Genomic DNA, 19992 nt, shown 5'->3' with positions numbered 1-19992 from the left:
CTCGACGGTCAGTCCTCGGTCCAGTAATAGATGTCCTCTTTGGGCGCGCCGCAGTTGGGACAGGCCTCCGGGATGTCCTCGTCGATGTCACCCATCTCGCCACACTCCCAGCAGCGCCACATCAACTCGGCCTCGCCGAACTCCTGGCCGGACTTGACGTGTTCCTCCGAGAAGCCCTCGATTCCCTCGTCGAGGGTGACGTAGAAGCCGCGCTCGTCGAACCCGCGAATCCGCCCGAGTTCGTTCCCCTCGTCGTCGTAAACTGTCTGCCCGAACGACGGCGTCGTGCCTTGTGCCGAGTCGCTCATGCCCGCCCAAATTGGTCGCCCTCGCGGTTAAAACTACGGCCAGATCGGCACCCGGGTTACTGCCAGATGCTCTCGATGCCGGACGTACCGACGGGATAGCGTCAGCCCCGACGCAGGCGGACACGTCGAATTAGTGGGCGGGGCGGTCGCGGTGCGGTCGCGGTGCGGGGCGGTCGCGGTGCGGGGCGGTCGCGGAGGCCGCCAGCACAGCAACGGATCGCGCGCCACGGCGCGCGATCCGCCTTTTTTCACCCACGTTTTTTGCCGGGGGTTGAGCGCTCGCCGGAGGCGAGCGCGATTCCCCCGGCGAAAAAAGGTGGGTTTACATAAAGTCTCCAATCCCACTCTGTTTGTTGTTGTCGTTCTCGAAGATACGCTGGATGGACTTGTCGAGAATTTCCAGGCGCTGTTTGGTGTACTCGCGTGCGCCGTACTCCTCGGCGACCTCGAGGGCGGTGTCGATGTACTTGTTGACCGAGCCGTGATGCACGGTGAGGGTCATGTCGCCGCCACACTTTCGGCAGTCACCGGTCAGGGGGACGCGCCGGTACTTCTCGCCGCAGTCCAGACAGCGGGTCTCCTGCTGGGAGAACGCCCGCAGGTTGCCGATGATGTCGGGCAGGAAGTGGTACTCGATGACCCGCTCGGCCACGTCGGTCTCGTCGACGGCCCGCAGTTTCCGGGAGAGCTCAAGCTGGGCGTTCATCTTCTTCATCATGTCGTCCAGCGTCTTGTACGCCGACAGATCCGGGCCGAGCGCGATGTTGCTGGTGTCGTGACTGTGCCGGAAGTCGGTGTACTCCCGGTCGGTGCCGAGGTTCTCCTCGGCGATGGTCATGATGTCCTCGACGTCCTCGGGGTCGGCCATCTCCCGCGTGGCCTCGTAGAACTCCCGGGGGTACTGGTCCATCACGTCCATGTTGTGGGCCTCGTCGTCGATCTCGGTGGGGTCGATCCGGGAGGACATGACCAGGGGCGCGTCCATCGAGTTGTGGGCGTACAGCCAGTTGGCCGTAAAGATCGGGTCGCCGCCGACCTGCAGATCGTAGAGATAACCGTCGTAATCGATGCGGTCGACGTTCTCGACCCGCAGATACGAGAGATCGCCGTCGACGAGCGGACGGATATCGTCGAGTCGCGCCACGGCGGCGTCGGGCAGGTCCCGCGATTCGAGTTCGCGGACGACCTCGCGGAGTTTCTCCAGAGAGATGTTGTCCCGGCGTTTCAAATACTTCGGAATCAGTTGTTTGATCCCCTCGATGTCCATCTCCCGGACCTCCATCAGCGCGTCCGGAATCGAGACGACGAGACTCTTGGGGTGGTAGGGTTCCTCGCCGTCGAGGATGCGATGGAGTGGATTGTCCGTTGCACCGCCTGAAACCGTGATCGTGTGGATGTCCTGCCGGTTCCCCTCGCGGTCGGTCTGTTCGGAGATATTTGCGACGAGTCCGAGGCGGTGCAAGAGGAACACGATGCCGTCCTTCACGTCGTCGCTCGTGGTGTAAAACGCGACCGTCGTGACGTTGTCGTCGGTTTTGTCACTCCCGTCGCCGGCGACGAATCCTTGGAGGAACGGGAGGATGACTTCCCGCGGCGCATCGAGGATACAGTCGGGAACGACCTTCTCACTCGAATCGTACGAGTCAGCATCCTCGAACCCGAGTTCGTACAGCACATCACGGAAGACGGCCGGGAACCGGAGTTCGTAAGTTCGGTTCGACCACCGACGACCGGGTTCGTGGCCGAGTGTATTCTCGATGATCTCCGCAGCTCGGTCGACGAGTTCCTCGTCGGCGTTGTGGATCGCCGGGCAGACGCTCGAAGTCGTACCCTCGGCGACGAACAGGCCGAGCAACCACGCGAAATCCTCGTCGACGTCGACGAGACGGGAGACGCCATCCGACGACCCTTCGAGTCCGATCTGTACGTCGCGTGGGACCTCGAAGCCAGCACGGTCGAGGATTTCTTCGAACAGGTCGTAGGGAATCTTGCCTTTGTTCAGGCGGTACGAGAGGCCCGATTTGAACGCCTGATGGGTCGGACTCCCACGCTCGGTCGTCTCCCACGCCGTCGTCAGCAGGTCCTCTACGTGATCGTCGATGACGACGTACGGATCAGAAACGCATTCGGCTACGTCGATGGTCGTCCGCTCTTCCTCGACGTCGAGTTCGCGGGGCGCGACGACGAGATCACCCTCTTCGAGGTCAGCACCGGCTACTTCCTCAATTCCGTCGTCGTACCGGAACAGGCTGTGGTGATCGGTGATCTCGAGTGACCGCCCGAACTGTGTCTCGATCTCGACCAGCGACTCGTTCTCGTCCGCCCGGTACCGGATCGCCTTCTCGATTGGTTGCAGCGCCGCCTCGTGATTTTCGTCGTAGGCGTACGTTTCCCAGCCCTCGGCGTAGCAGGTCCGCTTTCGGAACTTCCCGTCGACCTCCAGCGGCGATTCGAGTTCGTTCCAGAACTCGTCGAAGGTCAGGAATCGAACGTTGTCGTCCGGATCGACGGCGACGAGTCTGGAGTCCTCTGCAACACTCCCGCCTCGCTTGTCGGGCAGGTACTTCTTGCTGAAGTTCAGGAGACCATCGAGCAGGAGCATCACACAGTCCTCGTCGCCGTCACACTGGCCGGTGAGGATGCCGTTCGCGACGACCCGGTTCGTATCAGCGACCGTGAGACAGTACGTGTGTTCGACATCGGACGGGCGGAACTGGACCCGGTCTACTACTTCAACGTTCGTGCCACCGTCACCGACCGCTTCGGGCGTCGTGGTGGCAGGTGTCGCGTGATCGCCTCCATCGACCGGAATCGCGTCGCCGGGTTCGAGTTCGTGCGCGCGAACGGACTCGATACCGCCCGTCCATCGGACCATCTCGTGGTCCGGCGTGACGGTGATCGACCGCCCGGCCTCGGTTTCGATCTCGACGAGGTGGTCGGGTGCGGGGTGTTTCGAGACCGCCTCGACACGCTTTCGAACCCAGTTGCCGTCGTCGTCGAGCGACTGAACTGGAACCCGCTCGTCGAGCTCCTGGAACTCGACTCCGAAGCCGTCGGTTTCGGGGTCGTCGAGTCGGCGTTCGACGAACGCTTCTATGGATACGTCTCGAAGTCGCCCACTCCCGTCCTCGTAGCGGATTTCGGTCTCGGGATGGAAACAGTTCCGACGCTTCGCGGCGTGGAAGTACGGATGCGCATATCCGACAGCAGCTGACGTAAATCCGATAATTCGCCCAACTGTCGCCGCGCTCGTGTGCGGAGCCATCCCGAAGACCAACTCCCCGACGAGTTCCTGCCGGTCGTCGACGTCGTAGAACGGTTCCAGTCCGTAGTAGCTCTCCAGCAGGTCGTCGACGAAGTCCGCGGTTTTGAGCATGTGCTCGGCCGCGCCGTTCGAGAGGACGATGTCCTGGACCTTGAGTTCGACCAGTTGATCGTCGTGGCGCAGGGGTTCACCCTGCATGTCCTCCTCGTACCCGAGCTGCCGGAACTGGTCGGCGCTCACGTCGAGTTCGGCGGGGCGGACGGCGGTGACGGGCAGGTCGGTCATGTCGTACCTGACCGTGCCGTCCTTGAACGCCGAGACGCCGTGTTTCGCTCTCAGGATCCCCTTCTCGATCGGTTCGGGCGTTTTCTCCTTCGAGGAGAGCCCCTGAACGCCTTTGACGATGTCGAAGGCGTTCTCGCGGAGGCCGACTTCGTCGAGCGCGTCGCGGAACTGCTCGCGGACGCTGATCGTCTTGGTCTGGACGGGCGAGGCGAGGCTCTCACAGCGGTGACACTCCGCGCGACCGGAGGGGTCGGGTTCGACCTCGATGTCGCAGTCCCGGCAGACGTAGACGGCGTCGGTGACGCCGTTGCAGTCGGGACACCGGGCCTCGAAGGTGCGGGTGCCACAGTCGGTACACTCCCGGCGGCCGACCTGCACCTCGACGTCGCCCTGCGTGCCCTCGACGGCGTCGCCGGCGTCGGCGGCCTTGGACACGTCGCGCTGGCTCCCGCCGGCTTCCCCGATGGGGAAGAGCGTGTGGACCGCCGGCGAGAGTTCGCGGGATTCGGACTTCTCGGGGCGACCCATCCGGTTGCCGATGCGGGTCGGCGCGCGTTCCCGAATCTCGAAGGGCGCGACGGCGTTGACCGCGCGGATGGCGTTCTCGCCGTCGGCGTACTCGCGGGCCGCGGTCGGGATGTCGTCGGGCCCCCACTCCCGTTCGAGACGTTCGGTGAGACCCAGCGAGCGGACGAGCGGCCTCCAGTCGGGGACGACCAGCCGGTCCTCGTACTGGTGGTGTTCCACGAGGAGGCTTTCGAGGACGCCGGACACGTCTTCGTCCTCGGCTTCGGGCCGAGGGACGATCAGGTCGCCCTCGGCGGGGTCGTCGTTACGATCCCCTGACATAACTGCGCCATCGGCCTCGGCGACCCGTCCCTCGGTCACCGCTCCCGCCAGCCGCTCGAACTCCGCGACCGAGATATCGTGCCAGCAGTAGGTGTATTTGGGATGTATCGGGGCGTCGTACTCGGTCGCCCACTCGATTGCCTCGTCGGCGCTGGGATCGTCGAGGTCGACCCGCACCGAGTCGCGCATCGCCTGCACGTCGGCCTCGGAGGCGGCGAAATCCTGTTCCCACCACTCGACGGTGTAGCTGGCCGGAGCCAGCGGGTGGTTGTTCTCGACGAACTCGCCGTAGTTCACGAGGTACTCCCCGAGGTCGAGGATGGCCTCGACGCCGTTGCGGACCTCCAGCGCCTCCTCGGGGTCGTCGATCCGGCGCACGTCGCCGTTGGCGAGTTTGACCGTCGGCCCCTCGATGGTGTCGACGGGGACGACGCCCGCGGCCTTGCCGGGGCGTTCGGTCTTGATCTGGGTCCCGGTCGCGAGGAAGTCGTCGACGAGATGCATCGTGGCGGGGTGGACGCCCGCGGTCGCGAACCCGTGGTTGCGCGCGCGACCGTAGCGCAACCGGAAGCCGCCGGGTTCGCTCGGGTGCGTAAAGACTGGTCGGCCGGCGATCAGGTCCCGCAGGAACTTCTCCGAGGGGTCGACGCGTGGTGGGCCGTCCGGTTCGTCGCCCTCACCGTCGTCCTCGGCCTCGTCGTCGCCCTCCGCTTCCTCGGCCGCCTCGCCGTCCTCACCTTCTCCCTCGTCGCCGTCGTCTTTGCCGATGGTGCCGTCGATGAGGTCCTGGAGCCAGGGCCACTCGACTTCGTCGAGGTTCCGGGTGTACCGCTGGATCTTCGGGGCCTTCAGGGCGATCCCCTCGGCGAAGACCAGACACATCCCGCCACGGGCGGAGTTGGTGTCGATCCGTTCGAGGTCCCGGTAGCCCGACACCTCGTCGTCGCCGGTGGCCTCCCCGTCCAGCATGATCGGCATGTGCTCGGCGATGAACTTGCTCTCTTTCTCCTTGGGGGAGTACTGCAGGCCCGTCTCCTGGTCGTAGAGGTCGACCTCCTCGGCGTACCGGCCGATCTCGTCTTTGCGGGCCTTGAACTCGTCCATGCCCAGTAGCGAGCGGGCGTAGTCGGCGACCAGCACGGAGAGTGCTTGCGCGGTCCCGCCCGCCGAGCGGATCGGGCCGGCGTAGTAGACGTTGACGAACTCCGTCCCGTCGTCGTTTTGGAGAACCTCGACGCGGTCGATCCCCTCGATAGGGGCCGCGACGACACCCTCGGTCAGGAGGGCGACGGCGGTCCGGACCGCGCCCTCGATCTTGCCGGCGTCGGTGTCGTAGTCCCCGACCGACCCGTCGACGAAGTCCTCGACGAGTTCGAGCGCGGCTTCTTCCCTGCTCATCTCGCCTTCGAGATCGCGGACGCGCTCTGCGACGCCGTCGATCCCGAGGATGTTCTCGACGCGGTCGGCCATGTCCCGCGCGGTCGGGATCTCGACGTCTTTCGTGGGGTCGCCGCCACGCTCGCGGGCCGCGGTGGCCACCTCGAAGGCGTCGTCGAGGTCGGCTTCCAGCCGGTCGAAGTACCGCTCGTCTGCCTCCCGCATTACAGCGGCCAGAGATCGAGGTCGGTCGTCTCGTCGTGCTCCCGATCCAGTTTCGTGTCGAACTCGCGCACGTAGAGTTCGCCCGCGAACGTCGTGGCTTCGTCCAGGTGGCCGGCGACGACCGAGCCGTCCTCACGCGAGAGCGTCATGTGGGTGTGCGCGAAGCGCTCGCCCTCCAGCCACGAGACGTTGCCGACCGCGGGGACGACCTCGAACGGTTCGTCGAACTCGACGTCGTAGTACTCCTGCTCGTCCTGGTCGTAGAACAGAAGCGTCGCGTCCTGCACCGCACCCAGCCCGAAGAAGAAGGCCGCGTCGATCTCCTCGTCGGCGGCGAACTCCTCGATCTGGCTGCGCCAGCCCACGCCGTGGTCGAGCCGGGCAACGTACTCCCGGGCGCCCTCGACTTCGCGATAATCCATGTAGGCTCACATGACGGGACGGGTCAAAAATTCACCGTTCAGTCCGAGGGACCCGATGCTGCCGGGGTGAAAATCAGACGAGAACGAGCGGCGACCTCAACACCACTCGTCGAGCGACGCGGCCTCTGTAAGCGGGATGGACGCCCAGGCGTCGTCCTGACACGGGTACGCGATAATGAACTGGTCGACTTCGCCGCTGTCGACCGAGCCCATCGCTTCGCAATCTGCGATCGATTCCCTGGCAGCGCCATCCTGTGCCATGCATGTGAGTCTTACACACGCCTATAAAAATGTGCCGGATTATTGCGGTCTCCTTTTTCAAAGGGGCGGCGAGTCGGGCCCGTGGGGCCGGTACACTCCCGCCGACGTCCGGGCGTGGTTCGCGAGCAGTCGCGGGCGCGGGCGGGCCCAATGTGAAGGCCTTAGTAGGAGCGGACAGGAGATGCACCCAATATGAAGGTCGCAGACGCCATGACGCCCCGTTCGGAGGTCGTCACGGTCGAGTTGCCAGGGACGCGTGACGACGTCCTCGAGTACCTCCAGGAGCGGGCGTTCTCGTCGGTCCCCGTCATCAAAGAGACCGAAGCGGGCGAGGAGTTCCGGGGGCTGGTCTCCCGAGACGCACTGATCGAACGGCCCGACGAGGACCAGCTCGCGCTCCTGGTCGAAGAAGTCCCCACCACCACGGCCGAGGCCGACCTCACCGAGGTCGCGGAGCTGATGGTCACCGAGAACGCGCGCCGTGTCCCGGTCGTCGACGGGCGGCTCGAAGGGATCGTCACCATCACCGACGTGATTCGCGCCATCGCCGAGGACGAGGTCGACGGCGATACCGAGGTCGGCGACCTCGCGACCCGCGAGATCAACTGCGTCTACGTCGAGACGCCCCTCCCCGTGGCTGAGCGGGAACTCTCCCACGCGGACGTGCCCTACGCGGTCGTCCTCGACGAGGAGGGCAACATGGACGGCATCATCACCGAGGTCGACATCCTCGACGTGGCCCGTGTCGTCGAAGGCGAGGCCGACACCGGCGAATCCATCGCCGACGACGACGACGACTGGAAGTGGGAGTCGGTCAAGGCCGTCGGCAACAGCTACATGCCCACTCGCAACGTCGAGATCCCCGCCAAACCCGTCCGGGAGTTCATGAGCGACGGCGTGATCACCCTCTCGAAGCGCAAGACGGCCCGTGACGCCGCACAGCTCATGATCGACAACGACATCGAGCAGCTCCCGCTCGTCTCCGGCGACACCCTGACCGGCATCGTCGAGGACGTGGACCTCCTGCGTGCACTCTACCGATGACCGACGACACCGCAACCCAGCTCACGGAACTGGCCAAGCGACGGGGCTTTTTCTTCCAGTCCAGCGAGGCCTACGGCGGTGTCTCCGGTTTCTACGTCTACGGTCCCGAAGGGGCGACGCTGAAGGAGAACCTCGAAGACGCCTGGCGCGACCGCTTCGTCCGCCGCGAGGGCCACATGGAGATCGAAGCCCCCAACGTGATGCCCGAACCCGTCTTCGAGGCCTCGGGCCATCTGGACGGCTTCGACGACATGATCGTCGAGTGCCCCGAGTGCGGCGCGTCCCACCGCGCCGACCACATCGTCGAGGACAACACCGACATCGAGGAGGCCGAGTCCATCGCCATCGCTGACATCGAGGAGATCATCGCAGAGAACGATCTGGTCTGTCCCTCGTGTGGCACGGAACTCGCCGGTGAACCCGTCGAGGACTTCAACCTCATGTTCGAGACGAACATCGGCCCCGGTAGTTCCTCGCCGGGGTATCTGCGGCCCGAGACCGCTCAGGGCATCTTCGTGGAGTTCCCGCGGCTGAAGGAGTACGCCCGCGGCCAGTTGCCGTTCGGCGTCGCCCAGATCGGCGCGGCCTACCGCAACGAGATCAGCCCCCGCAAAGGGCTGGTTCGGCTCCGTGAGTTCGCACAGGCCGAGCTCGAACACTTCGTCGACCCCGAGACCGACGAACCCGACCTGGAATCGGTCGCCGACGTGGAAGTCACCCTCTACTCGGAAGCCCGGCAGGACGACGAGGACGGCGAGCCCGTGACGATGACCGTCGGCGAGGCCGTCGAGGAGGGCGTCGTCGGCAGCGACTGGGTGGCCTACTATCTGGGCGTCGCCCAGGACTGGTACGAGCGGATCGGCGTCGACATGGATCGGTTCCGTTTCCGCCAGCACCGCTCGGGCGAACTCGCCCACTACGCCGCAGACTGCTGGGACGCCGAAGCCGAGATCGGCGGTGACTGGATCGAGATCACCGGGTTCGCCTACCGGGGCGACTACGACCTCAGCAAGCACGGCGAGTACGCCGACGACGACTTCACGATCTTCAAACAGTACGACGATCCGATCACCGTCGAGCGCGCCACGGTCGACCCCGACATGAGCTACCTCGGCCCAGAGTTCGGCGGCGACGCCGCCGCAGTCAGTGAGGCCCTCGAGGACCTCGCCGAGCGGGATCGGAGTACCTTCGAGGACGACACCGTGACGGTCGAGGTCGACGGTGACGCGAAGACGGTTCCAGTCGAACACACTGGCTTTTCCGTGGAGGAGGTCACCGAGTCCGGCGAACACGTCACGCCCCACGTCGTCGAGCCCTCGTTCGGTGTCGACCGGCTCGTCTACACGGTGCTGGCGCACAACCTGACGCGGGACGACGCTGGAGCGGCGGCCGAGGAGAGCGAGGACGACGAGGCGCGGACCGTCCTGACGCTGCCGCCGGAGCTCGCGCCCACCACAGTAGCAGTCTTCCCGCTGATGGACAAGGACGGCCTGGGCGAACGGGCCAGCGAGATCGCCGAACGGCTCCGCCGGGCCGGGTTCGAGGTCGCCGAGGACGACTCCGGGTCCATCGGGCGACGCTACCGCCGGCAGGACGAGGTCGGGACGCCCTACTGCGTGACCGTCGACTACGACACGCTGGAGGAAGAGACGGTGACGATCCGGGACCGGGACACGACGGCCCAGGCCCGCGTCGCGGTCGACGATCTGCCGGGCGTCGTGGCGGACCTGCGGGCCGGCGGGACGACCGTCGGCGATCTCTGATGGCCAACGAGGTCGCACGCCGCCTCGTCCACGCGAGCGGCGCGGGGGTACCCGGGCTCTACTTGCTCGACCTGTTTTCCTGGCCACAGGTCCGTTACCTGCTGGTCGCCGGACTGGCCGTCACGGTCGTGCTGGAGGTGGCCCGTCTCGGCTTCGGGTTCGAGTGGGTCGTCTACGACGTGCTGACCCGGGAGTACGAGCAGGACAACCTCGCGGGATACGCCCTGTACGTGTTCAGCGGCTCTGTAACGGGCCTGCTGTTCGGCCCTACCATCGCCGTCCCCGCGATCTTGATGCTCACCCTCGGGGATCCGATCTCCGGCCTGCTCGGCTCGGACGAGCTCCGGACGATCAAGCGGCCGCGCGTGCTGATCGCGATGTTTCTCGTCTGTACGGGGCTGGCGCTTCCCTTCGTGCCGCCGGTGGCGGCGGTGCTGGGCGGGCTGGCGGCAATGTTGGCCGACGGTGCCAAACCGATCGTTCGGGGGCACGTGATCGACGACAATCTGACTATCCCGCTGGTCGCCGCGGGCGCGATGACCGTCGGGACGACGCTCGCGCCGGTGTTTTGATCCTCACTCGGTCGGGATCCCGCTGATCAGGACTCGCGTGCCGGTGTCCGGGGTGTCGCCGTTCGACCGCGTTCCATCGGGATCGGTGATCTCGACCTCCCAGCCGTGCGCCCGGGCGATCCCGTCGACGATGGCCAGCCCGAAACCGCTCCCCTCCTCGGCAGTGGAGTAGCCCGACTCGAACACCTTCTCGTACTCCTCGTCGGGGATGCCGGGGCCGTCGTCCTCGACGTAGAGGTCGACGACGGAGCCGTCGTCGGACTCGGCCGCTGTGGTGCCGACGGCGACCGTCACGTCGGTGTCGCCGTGCAGAACCGAGTTGTGAAAGAGGTTCTCCAGCAGTTGCTGGAGGCGGCTCTCGTCGGCCCGGATCGTCGGCGCGTCCTCGATCCGGAGGGTCGCGTGATCGTCTCCGGCCATCTCCCAGGCGGCGCGGGCGACGAGCTCCAGGTCGACCGGTTCCGTCTCGGCCACGCGCTGGCCCTGCTCGGCCATCGTCAGCATGTCGCTTATGATGGCGTCCATCCGGTCGAGGGCGCGACCGAGCCGGTCGAGGTGGTCGGGGACGCCCCCACGGCGGTCGGGGTCGTCGAAGTCCTCTGCGGCCAGATCGAGCGTCGTCTTGGCGACGTTCAGGGGATTTTGCAGGTCGTGTGAGACGACGCTGCGAATGCGTTCGAGCTGTTCGTTCTGGTGGGCCAGCTCCTGTTCGTGTTCGCGGAGTTCGGTGATATCCCGCGAGTTGACGACAAAGCCCTGTACGTCGGGGTCGTCGAGCAGGTTCCGACCCCGGGATTCCAGCACGGGCCAGGAGCCGTCGGGGTGTTTGTACCGGAACTCCACGACGGGCTGGCGGTCGGGGTCCTGGACCGCCTCGAAGAACTTCTCCATGGCCTCCTCGCGGTCCTCGGGGTGGGCGTAGTCGAAGATGTACTCGCCGATCATCTCGGCCGGTTCGTAGCCGAGGATGTGTTCCGCGGAGGGCGAGAGGTACTCGAACCGCGCGTCCGGGCTGATGATCGAGATGGCGTCCGTCGAGTGCTCGATGAGCTTGCTGAACCGCTTCTGGGTCCGCTCGACGGCCTGCTTCGCGCGATACTGGTCGACCAGGTTGACGATGCGGTTGGCCAGCACCGTGTACTGGCCCTCGTCCGGTTCCTTCTGGAGGTAGTCGGTGACGCCCGCGGAGATGGCCTCGCTCGCGATCTCCTCACCGCCCTTGCCGGTGAAGAGGATGAAGGGGAGGTCGGGGTACTCCTCGCGGACGGCCTCCAGAAACTCCAGCCCGTCGGTCCGTGGCATCTCGTAGTCGCTGACGATACAGCCAACGTCGGCCTCATCGAGGTACTCCAGTCCCGCCTCGGCGCTGGTCCGGGTGGTCACGTCGATGTCCCGGCGTTCGAGCATCGTCTTCGACAGCGACAGCATGTCCGGGTCGTCGTCGACGTGGAGGATGGACACCCGGTCGTCGCCGTCCTCGCCGTCGCTCCCGTCGCTGGTGATCGCGGCGTCGGCCAGTGGCCCGGGGGAGAGTCCGGGCCCGTGATCCTCAGTCATGCGCCTCCAGAATCCGCTCGAAGTACGGCTCCATCACGTCGATCGCTTGCTGCCAGTGGCGATCGGTGTGCATGTCGTGCAGTTCGACGGCCAGTGCGTACCGGGCCGCCTCGGGACCGAACCCGGCCTGTCCGTAGCGGGGCTTGTGCGGGTACTCCTCGTCGCCCATCGCGGTGCGGAGTTCGATCACCTGCGCGTGCTGGATCGGCGTCCAGTAGTCCCGGCCCGTCTTGTGGTTGCGCCAGGCGGTCGTCGACAGCTGAGCGTATCTGGGGTCCATGCCGACGATCGAAGCGCGCTCGCGGAACTTCTCGCGGACCGGGTCCCAGTCGGCGGCCGCGAGGGCCTCGTCGTCGATCTCGCCGTCGGCCATGTTGTCGACCTCGACGGCGTCTTTGGCCCACAGCGCATCGACGTACGCCGTCGCAGCGTGCCTCGCGGCCTCCGCGTCGACGTGCTGGAACTGGAGCGCGTCGACCGTGCCGAAGGCCTCGATGGCCGCGTCCCGTTCTTTCCGGTCGTGGGCTCGGAACCCGCGACAGATCCGGTCGGCCATGTGCCGGGCCGCCTCCTGCGGTGTCCAGTCCCGGGTCTCGGACTCACGCATCGGTCATCACTCCGACCCCCCAGCCGGGGGAGACGCACGTCGCTCCCGAGTTCCGGACATTCGTGTCGAACAACCAGTACGGTGACGTAATTAGTATCTCGGCGCGTTTCGAAGTTCGATTTCCACGATCACTTCGCGGCAGCTACCGACCGTCGGCGTCGTCACCGCGCAGCGTCATGCAGACGCTCTCCAGGCTGGCGATCAGTTCGCCGTCGGGCCCGGTCACGTCGCACTCGACGAGGCCGACCGTCCGCCCGTCGTGGGTGATCGTCGCCTCCGCGGTCAGGGGCTGGTCCCACACCGGCCGCAGGAACTTCACGTCGAGTTCTAGCGTCGTGAACGACTCGTCGGGACCGAGCGTGCTGCCGTAAGCGTACCCCATCGCGGCGTCGCCCAGGTCACAGAGGACACCGCCGTGGAGCGTTCCCATCGGGTTCGCGTGTTCCGGCCCGGGCTGGAGGCTCAGCACCGCCCGTCCGGGCTCGGCGTCCTCCAGTTCGAACCCCAGCAACTGCCCAATGGGTGGGCCGAAGTCGGCCAGCGCCGCCATCGTCGCCGCCTGTCCCTCGCCCATCGGCGGCTCGCCGCCCTCGTCGGTGAACTGCGCGATGGATCGCTGTAACTCGGCGTGATCGGCCGCCAGCGTCTCCAGGGTCTCCGCCACGGCCTCGTCGTCGCCGCCCAGTCGCTCGTACACGTCGTCCGGCAGTGTAACCGTCGTCTCCCGCTGGTCGTCTGTCATGACTCCCGGTTCACACCGGGGGGTGCTAAACTGTGTGTTCGCGGACGCTCGCGGCGGCGCGACGGCCACCGACCGAGTAGGCTTCACTTCCGCCCCGGTACGCGAACGCTTAACCGGCGGTAGCGGGTATCCCGGACAATGGCAGCGACCGACGAGGTCGGACACGTCGACCACCCCATGCTGACCGAGGGGTTGCTCGAAGACCGGCGGTACCAGGTCGAACTGGCCGACGCCGCCGTCTCCGATCACACGCTGGTCTGTCTCCCCACGGGACTTGGCAAGACCACCGTGAGTCTGCTGGTGACCGCCGACCGCCTCCACGAGGTCGGGGGGAAGGCGCTCTTTCTCGCGCCGACCAAACCCCTCGTCACGCAGCACGCCGAGTTCTACCGCGAGGCCCTCCAGATCCCGGACGACGAGATCGTCGTCTTCACCGGCGAAGTCAGCCCCGACGACCGGGCCGCCCTGTGGGACGACGCCCGCGTCGTCATCGCCACCCCGCAGGTCGTCGAGAACGACCTGGTGGGGAACCGCATCTCACTCGCCGACGTGACCCACCTCACCTTCGACGAGTGCCACCGCGCCAGCGGCGACTACGCCTACAACTACATCGCCGAGCGCTACCACGCCGACGCCGACGACCCGCTGGTGACGGCGATGAGCGCCTCCCCCGGCGGCGACGAGGAGGCGATCCTGCAGGTCTGTGAGAACCTCGGCCTCCGGGAGGTGGAAGTGATGACCGAGGACGACGCGGACGTGGCCGAGTACACCCACGACACCGACCTCACGTGGGAGCGCGTCGAGTTGCCCGAGGAAGTCATCGAGATCCGGGACGCCCTGAACGACGTGATCTCGGATCGGCTCGGGAAGCTCAAGGAACTGGGCGTGACCAAGAAGACCAGCCCGGACCTCTCGGAGAAGGAACTCGTCCGCATCCAGGGGAAACTCCGGGAGCTGATGGACAACGACCAGTCGGAGGGATACCAGGGCATGAGCCTCCACGCCGAGATCCGGAAGCTCAACACCGCGGTCAACTACGTCGAGACCCAGAGCGTGGAGTCCCTGCGGCGCTACTTCGAGCGGCTGAAACAGGCCGCCCGCGCGTCGGGGGCCTCGAAGGCCGACCAGCGACTGGTCTCCGACCCCAAGGTTCGAGAGGCGATGCGCCGAGCGGAGGATTACGACGACCTCCACCCGAAGTTCAGGCAGACCCGCATCCTGCTGGCTCAGACGCTCGGTCTCGACGGCGGCGAGCGCGTCATCGTCTTCACGGAGTCCCGGGACACCGCCGAGACGCTCGTCGAGTTCCTGGGCGACCACTTCGAGACCCGGAAGTTCGTCGGGCAATCGGACACCGAGGGCAGCGAGGGGATGACCCAGACCGAGCAACAGGAGACGCTGGACGCCTTCCGCGCCGGCGAGTTCGAGGTGCTGGTCTCGACCTCCGTCGCCGAGGAGGGGCTGGACGTGCCCGAGGTCGACCTCGTCCTATTTTACGAACCCGTGCCGACGGCGATCCGCTCGATCCAGCGGAAGGGGCGAACCGGCCGCCAGACCGAGGGAGCGGTGGTCGTCCTGCTGGCCGAGGACACCCGCGACGAGGCCTACTTCTGGAAGTCCCGCAACGACGAGAAGCGGATGGAACGGGAGCTACGCGAACTCAAGTCCGTCGCCGGCGAGATCGAGTCCGAACTCGTCGAGGGCCGGACGCTCGACGACTACGCCGACGAGGACGGGACCGGCGATGATGGCGAGGGGGACACCGGCGAAGATGGCGACCGCGTCGGAGAGACCGACACGTCCGCCGGTGGAGACGAAACCGGGGGGTCCGCGAGCGACGGCACCGAAGACGGCGATGCATCGGCGAGTGGAGACGAAACGAAGGGGTCGGCGAGTGGCGGATCGGATGGGGACGGGGGGTCACGGACGGCAGGACAGTCGGGCCTCTCCGCGTTCGCCGTCGACGGGACCGACCGGTCTTCGAGTGGAGACGAAACTGGGGGGGCAAGCGACGGTTCGACGGGTCGTGGAGAGGAAACGGGGGGCGGTTCGGCCGACGGGTCAGTCGGTGGAGACGAAACCGGGGGGTCCGAGGGGGGTGAGGACGGCGACAGCGAGGACGGCGTCGTCGCCGAGGCCGAACCGGACGGCGAGACGGTCGAGATCGTTGCCGACCAGCGGGAACTCGATTCGACGATCGCACGAGATCTCTCGACCCGCGACGGGATCGAGACGCGACTGGAGACGCTGGCCGTGGGGGACTACGTGCTCTCGGATCGAGTCGCGGTCGAGCGGAAAACCGTGGGGGACTTCCTCGATACGCTGACCGGCGGGGACCGGTCGATGTTCGAGCAGATCGGCGACGCCACCCGCCACTACGCCCGCCCGGTCGTGATACTGGAGGGTGAGGACCTCTACGGCGAGCGCAACGTCCACCCCAACGCGATCCGGGGGGCGCTGTCCTCGCTCGCGGTCGACTTCGGCGCGAGCGTCCTCCGGACGGCGGGTGAGGACGAGACCGCCGACCTCATGGAAGTGATCGCCACGCGCGAGCAAGAGCAGGAGGACCGTGAGGTCAGCGTCCACGGCGAGAAACAGTCGAAGACGCTCGCCGAACAACAGGAGTACGTCGTCGCCTCGATCGCGGAGGTCGGGCCGGTCACTGCGCGGTCGCTGCTCGACCACTTCGGCAGCGTCGAGGCCGTGATGACCGCCGACGAAGAGGACCTGCAGGAAGTCGAGGGTGTCGGCGCGGTGACTGCCGAACGCATCCGGGAAGTCGTCGGGAACGACTACGCCGGGTGAGGCGGCCCGACCGGGCGAGGAGTCGACTACCGATCCGCGCGTTTGACCGCCGCGAGCGCGTCGGCGGCCTCCTCGACGGCCGCGAGGTAGGCCCGCGTCCGTTCGAGGTCGTCGCTGGCGTTTGCCTGTGCGGTCAGTCGCGTGACCGCATTTGTGAGTGTCGCGCGTGCGTCCGCGAGGTCACCCGCCCCGCTGGATCCTGTCCCGCTGGACCCCGCCGCGCCGGGCCCCGCGTCGGCGGCCGCCCGATCCGGTGCGGTGGACGGGGACTTGCCTGCGGACTGCCCCTCCGTTTCGACTGCGTCGGCGACCGACGGATCGATACTGGTGGTCCAGTCGGCGGGGGCGTTGTCGTCGGTGGCCGGTGTGCCGGTCGCGGAGTCGGCGGTACCGGGGTCTGCCCGGCCGTTCGCACCGGGTCGGGGCGTTCCGGTGTCGGCTCGATCCGGTTGCTCGTCAGGTGTGTCCGTCGGAGCGTCGGCGGCCGCGTTCGTTTCAGCGTCGGCGACTGTGTTCGTTTCAGCGTCGGCCGCTGCGTCCATCTCGGCACCGGCAGGCTCCTCGGGGGCCTGCTCGCCGCCCTCGTCGGCCTCGCTGACGACCTGCTGGCAGGTCGGGCAGAATTCCTGACCCTCGTAGCGGAAGATGGGGTCGCCACAGGTGCCACAGTGGGCGTTGGTCATCGTCGCGCCCTTCAGGAGGAGGTCGCTCATGCGCTCGGTCGCCTCGCGGTCGTCCTCGTCGCGCCCGTACTTCTCGCGCAACTTCTCGCGTTCGGCTTCCTTGTCGAAGTCGCTCATACACGAGTAGAGACGGCCGGGCGGAAAATGGCTTGCGGGCCGGGACGGGAACGTTTCGGGTCGAGTGGCTCACCGGGTCGCCGACGTGGAGCGGGGGGGCACGTCGATTCCGGTCGGCTCGGCATCCATCAGGTCCCCGTGGCCGTCGGTCCGGGGGAGCGAGATGGTGACGACGGAGCCGTCCTCGTCGACGTCGATGGACACGTCCCCGCCGGAGGCGGTGACGTGCCAGTAGACCAGCCAGAGACCCAGTCCCTGACTGTGTTTGAGTTGCGTTTCGGTACCGGAGACGAACACGTCCCGTTCGAGTTCCGGGATACCCGACCCGTTGTCGGCGACGGTGAGCCGCACCTGGTCGTCGTCCACCTCGACGGCGACGGCGACCACTGGGCAGTCGCCGTCGTTGTGCTCGACCGCGTTGTCGAGGAGGTTCTCGACCGCCGTCGCGAGCGATTCCTCCCCTGCCACCAGCGCGGTGGCCGAATCCGGAGCGTCGAACCGCCAGGACACTTCGGGGTGTGTGTCGCGAAAGCGCGCCAGCGCTCGCTCGACCACGCTCACGACGTCGACTGGTTCGCGGTCGAGATCGTCGAATCTGGTGTGTTGAATCATCTCGCGGGCCTTCTCGCTGACGTCCATGATGTCGTGGACGGTCTCGCGGATGATGTCGACCGCCGTCGTGTCGCCGTCGACGGCGGTCTCCAGCTGGTCGGCGCGCCCGAGGATGACGGTCATGTCGTTGCGGAGGTTGTGCCGGAGGACGCGGTTGGCGACCTCCAGTCGCTGCTCGTAGGCCCGGCGCTCGGTCACGTCCCGGAGGACGACGCCGCGGCCGGTGAGTTGCTCGTGGTGATCGTAGAAGGGGACGACGTGGCAGTCGTAGGTGCGTTCGGTGCCGTCGATGGTCGCGGTCACGGTCTCGCCGTCCAGCCCCGCCAGATCGGTCTCGGGGAAGACCGACCCGATAACGCGGCCTTCCTCCGGCGTCGGGTCGAAGACGCGTCTGGCCACGCCGTTGACCTCGACGATTTCGTCGCAACTGTCGGCGACTACCAGACCGTCACCCATCCGCTGGAACGCCTGTTCCCGGGCCACCGGGGAGCGGTCGACCAGATCCCAGTGGAAGATGGTGAGGCCGAAAAACAGCGCTGTGATCGACAGGGCAAACGGCGTCAGATCGAGGTCGGGCACCGGGCCCGCGCGGATCGAAAACAGGACGTGGGTCAGCATCGACGGGAACCCGCCGACGACGAGCAGACCGACCTGCCGACGGTAGAGGGCCGACGACTGGACGAAATCCCGCAGGAGAATCGCCAGCCCGATCGTGACGATCAGGTAGGCATAGCCCACGAGGACGATGTATCCCGGCCCGAGCGTGATGTCGATGATCGGCCCCCACGCCGTTTGGGTGAGCCCCGTCGCCGAGTACATGAGGTGGTGGTACCCGTTCGTGAGCACGAAGAGTCCGAACACGGCGGGTTCGATCGAGAGGATCGCAACGCGACAGCGGGTGAGCCAGTGGTCCGCGCCGACGTACCTGAGAGCGAACAGGAACCACAGCGTCGGAACCGGCCCCGCGAACAGCAGGGCGAGCGTCTGCCAGGGGAGTTGTCCGGACACGGTCGTGTGGCCGAGCTGGATCGCGTAGCTGAACGCCCACCCCGAGGCCGTGACCAGGAGACCGAGGAACGCCGGACCGTGCGGATCCGAGCGCGCGTCCCAGACGAACCACACGGTCCCGGCCGTTACCGCAGCGGCCACGAGCCCACAGATCGTATAGAGTGAGAGCGTCCACGCCATCGTATCGTCCAGACGACCACGCCCGCACGGTTCGACCCGAAATGCCCCCGCGTTGCGTGCGACTGAGTGCGTTACACTCTCGTCAGCAACGGGTTAAGCTTGACTCTCTGTTATCATACGTGAATCCAGTAACGATGTGATCCCCATTCTGAGGGCCAGAGATCGTATACGAGTGGTTCACGTCCCGCCTTCGTTCCGGAGGAATATCTGCGCTGATACTCACGTGTGTCCCACAGCGGGGTCGTGGGACGAGTCGGTGTCGGACGGGGGCGTCGCCGGGCGGACCAAAAAGAAGAGTTTAATTCGCCGGCGACGGGAGTTACGTGCGATATGACGAAAGTTAGCATAGTGGGCGCGGCGGGTACCGTCGGTGCCGCAGCGGGGTACAACATCGCCCTGCGTGACATCGCGGACGAACTCGTCTACGTCGACATTCCGGACCAGGAGGACGTGACCATCGGCCAGGCGGCGGACACGAACCACGGGGTCGCGTACGACTCCAACACGACGATCCGGCAGGGGACCTACGAGGACACCGCCGGCTCAGACGTCGTCGTCATCACGGCGGGACTGCCGCGGTCGCCGGGTCAGACCCGGATCGACCTGGCCGACGACAACGCCCCGATCATGGGCGACATCATCGGCCAGCTCGAAGACCACACCGACGACTTCGTCTCGATCACCACCTCGAACCCCGTCGACCTCCTCAACCGTCACCAGTACGAGGTCGGCGACCGTGACCGGCACAAGGTGATCGGCTTCGGCGGCCGCCTCGACTCCGCCCGGTTCCGCTACGTCCTCTCGGAGCGCTTCGACGAACCCGTCGGGAACGTCGAGGCGACGATCCTCGGCGAGCACGGCGACGCGCAGGTGCCCGTGTTCTCGAAGGTCCGCGTCAACGGTACCGACCCCGAGTTCACCGAAGACGAACAGGAGCAGATCCTCGAAGAACTCCAGGAGAGCGCCATGGACGTCATCGAACGCAAGGGCGCGACCGAGTGGGGGCCGGCCACGGGTGTGGCCCACATGGTCGAAGCCGTCATCAACGACACCGGCGAGGTCCTGCCAGCCTCCATCAAACTCGACGGTGAGTACGGCTACGAGGACACCGCCTTCGGTCTCCCGTGCAAACTCGGCGCGAACGGCGTCGAGGAAGTCGTCGACTGGGACCTGACCGCCCAGGAGGAAGACCTGCTCGACGACGCCGCCGACAAGCTCTCCGAGCAGTACGAGAAGATCGCCTGAGCCGTCGGCTCCGGACGAATCAGCGGCCCCGGTACCCTCGAACCCGATTTCTTCGACCCCGATTG

General features: G+C 66.5%; 14 protein-coding genes. 5 read left to right on the top strand and 9 right to left on the bottom strand.

The annotated features are described in order from the left end of the window. Positions 1-8 precede the first annotated feature (8 nt). From BV210_RS08740 to BV210_RS20255, 4 genes are all read right to left on the bottom strand, one after another. Positions 9-308 carry a hypothetical protein gene (locus tag BV210_RS08740; RefSeq protein ID WP_077206262.1) on the bottom strand — a complete coding sequence of 100 codons (300 nt, stop codon included), beginning with the start codon at positions 306-308 and terminating at the stop codon, positions 9-11. Positions 309-630: 322 nt separating this feature from the next. Continuing rightward, positions 631-6309 (bottom strand): DNA polymerase II large subunit, encoded by a 5679-nt coding sequence (locus BV210_RS08735; protein ID WP_077206260.1) that lies wholly within the window; start codon positions 6307-6309, stop codon positions 631-633. Then, positions 6309-6731: a PPC domain-containing DNA-binding protein gene (locus BV210_RS08730; protein WP_077206258.1), complete on the bottom strand. Its 423-nt coding sequence runs from the start codon at positions 6729-6731 to the stop codon at positions 6309-6311. The genes BV210_RS08735 and BV210_RS08730 overlap by 1 nt, the downstream gene beginning before the upstream one ends. Positions 6732-6827: 96 nt before the next feature. Next, complete coding sequence (locus BV210_RS20255; RefSeq protein ID WP_172824887.1) at positions 6828-6992, bottom strand: hypothetical protein; 165 nt, start codon at positions 6990-6992, stop codon at positions 6828-6830. 192 nt (positions 6993-7184) lie between these two features. Here BV210_RS20255 and BV210_RS08725 point away from each other — a divergent pair, with 192 nt between their 5' ends. From BV210_RS08725 to BV210_RS08715, 3 genes are read left to right on the top strand one after another with little or no spacing between them, the layout of a single operon-like run. Continuing rightward, entirely contained in the window at positions 7185-8036 is an 852-nt protein-coding gene (locus BV210_RS08725; RefSeq protein ID WP_077206257.1) for a CBS domain-containing protein, read from the top strand. Beyond that, complete coding sequence (gene glyS, locus BV210_RS08720; RefSeq protein WP_077206255.1) at positions 8033-9799, top strand: glycine--tRNA ligase; 1767 nt, start codon at positions 8033-8035, stop codon at positions 9797-9799. The genes BV210_RS08725 and glyS overlap by 4 nt, the downstream gene beginning before the upstream one ends. After that, the gene (locus BV210_RS08715; RefSeq protein ID WP_077206254.1) at positions 9799-10371 is read left to right on the top strand and encodes a dolichol kinase; all 573 of its coding nucleotides are present in this window, start codon (positions 9799-9801) and stop codon (positions 10369-10371) included. Before glyS ends, BV210_RS08715 begins: the two co-directional genes overlap by 1 nt. 3 nt (positions 10372-10374) lie before the next feature. Here the strand turns inward: BV210_RS08715 and BV210_RS08710 are convergent, their stop codons facing one another. The 3 genes from BV210_RS08710 to BV210_RS08700 all read right to left on the bottom strand — a co-directional run bounded on the left by BV210_RS08710 (position 10375) and on the right by BV210_RS08700 (position 13277). Next, positions 10375-11928: a response regulator gene (locus BV210_RS08710; protein WP_077206253.1), complete on the bottom strand. Its 1554-nt coding sequence runs from the start codon at positions 11926-11928 to the stop codon at positions 10375-10377. Then, entirely contained in the window at positions 11921-12535 is a 615-nt protein-coding gene (locus BV210_RS08705) for a hypothetical protein (protein WP_157525933.1), read from the bottom strand. Before BV210_RS08705 ends, BV210_RS08710 begins: the two co-directional genes overlap by 8 nt. A gap of 142 nt (positions 12536-12677) precedes the next feature. Next, entirely contained in the window at positions 12678-13277 is a 600-nt protein-coding gene (locus tag BV210_RS08700; protein WP_216640617.1) for a PaaI family thioesterase, read from the bottom strand. Positions 13278-13415: 138 nt separating this feature from the next. On the opposite strand from BV210_RS08700, the gene BV210_RS08695 reads away from it, so the two are divergent. Further along, positions 13416-16082 carry a DEAD/DEAH box helicase gene (locus tag BV210_RS08695; RefSeq protein WP_077206252.1) on the top strand — a complete coding sequence of 889 codons (2667 nt, stop codon included), beginning with the start codon at positions 13416-13418 and terminating at the stop codon, positions 16080-16082. Between the two features lie 26 nt (positions 16083-16108). On the opposite strand, the gene BV210_RS08690 is transcribed toward BV210_RS08695, so the two are convergent. Next, the gene (locus BV210_RS08690) at positions 16109-16882 is read right to left on the bottom strand and encodes an Sjogren's syndrome/scleroderma autoantigen 1 family protein (protein ID WP_077206251.1); all 774 of its coding nucleotides are present in this window, start codon (positions 16880-16882) and stop codon (positions 16109-16111) included. Between the two features lie 69 nt (positions 16883-16951). After that, on the bottom strand, positions 16952-18682 hold the full coding sequence (locus BV210_RS08685; protein WP_077206250.1) for a histidine kinase N-terminal 7TM domain-containing protein: 1731 nt from the start codon (positions 18680-18682) through the stop codon (positions 16952-16954). Between the two features lie 330 nt (positions 18683-19012). On the opposite strand from BV210_RS08685, the gene mdh reads away from it, so the two are divergent. Continuing rightward, on the top strand, positions 19013-19927 hold the full coding sequence (mdh, locus tag BV210_RS08680; RefSeq protein ID WP_077206248.1) for a malate dehydrogenase: 915 nt from the start codon (positions 19013-19015) through the stop codon (positions 19925-19927). The last annotated feature ends 65 nt before the right edge of the window (positions 19928-19992 follow it).

Source organism: Halorientalis sp. IM1011 (assembly GCF_001989615.1).
Classification (GTDB): Archaea; Halobacteriota; Halobacteria; order Halobacteriales; family Haloarculaceae; genus Halorientalis.
Note: the sequence above shows the minus strand (reverse complement) of the source record. Positions and strands in the feature narration are given on the sequence as shown.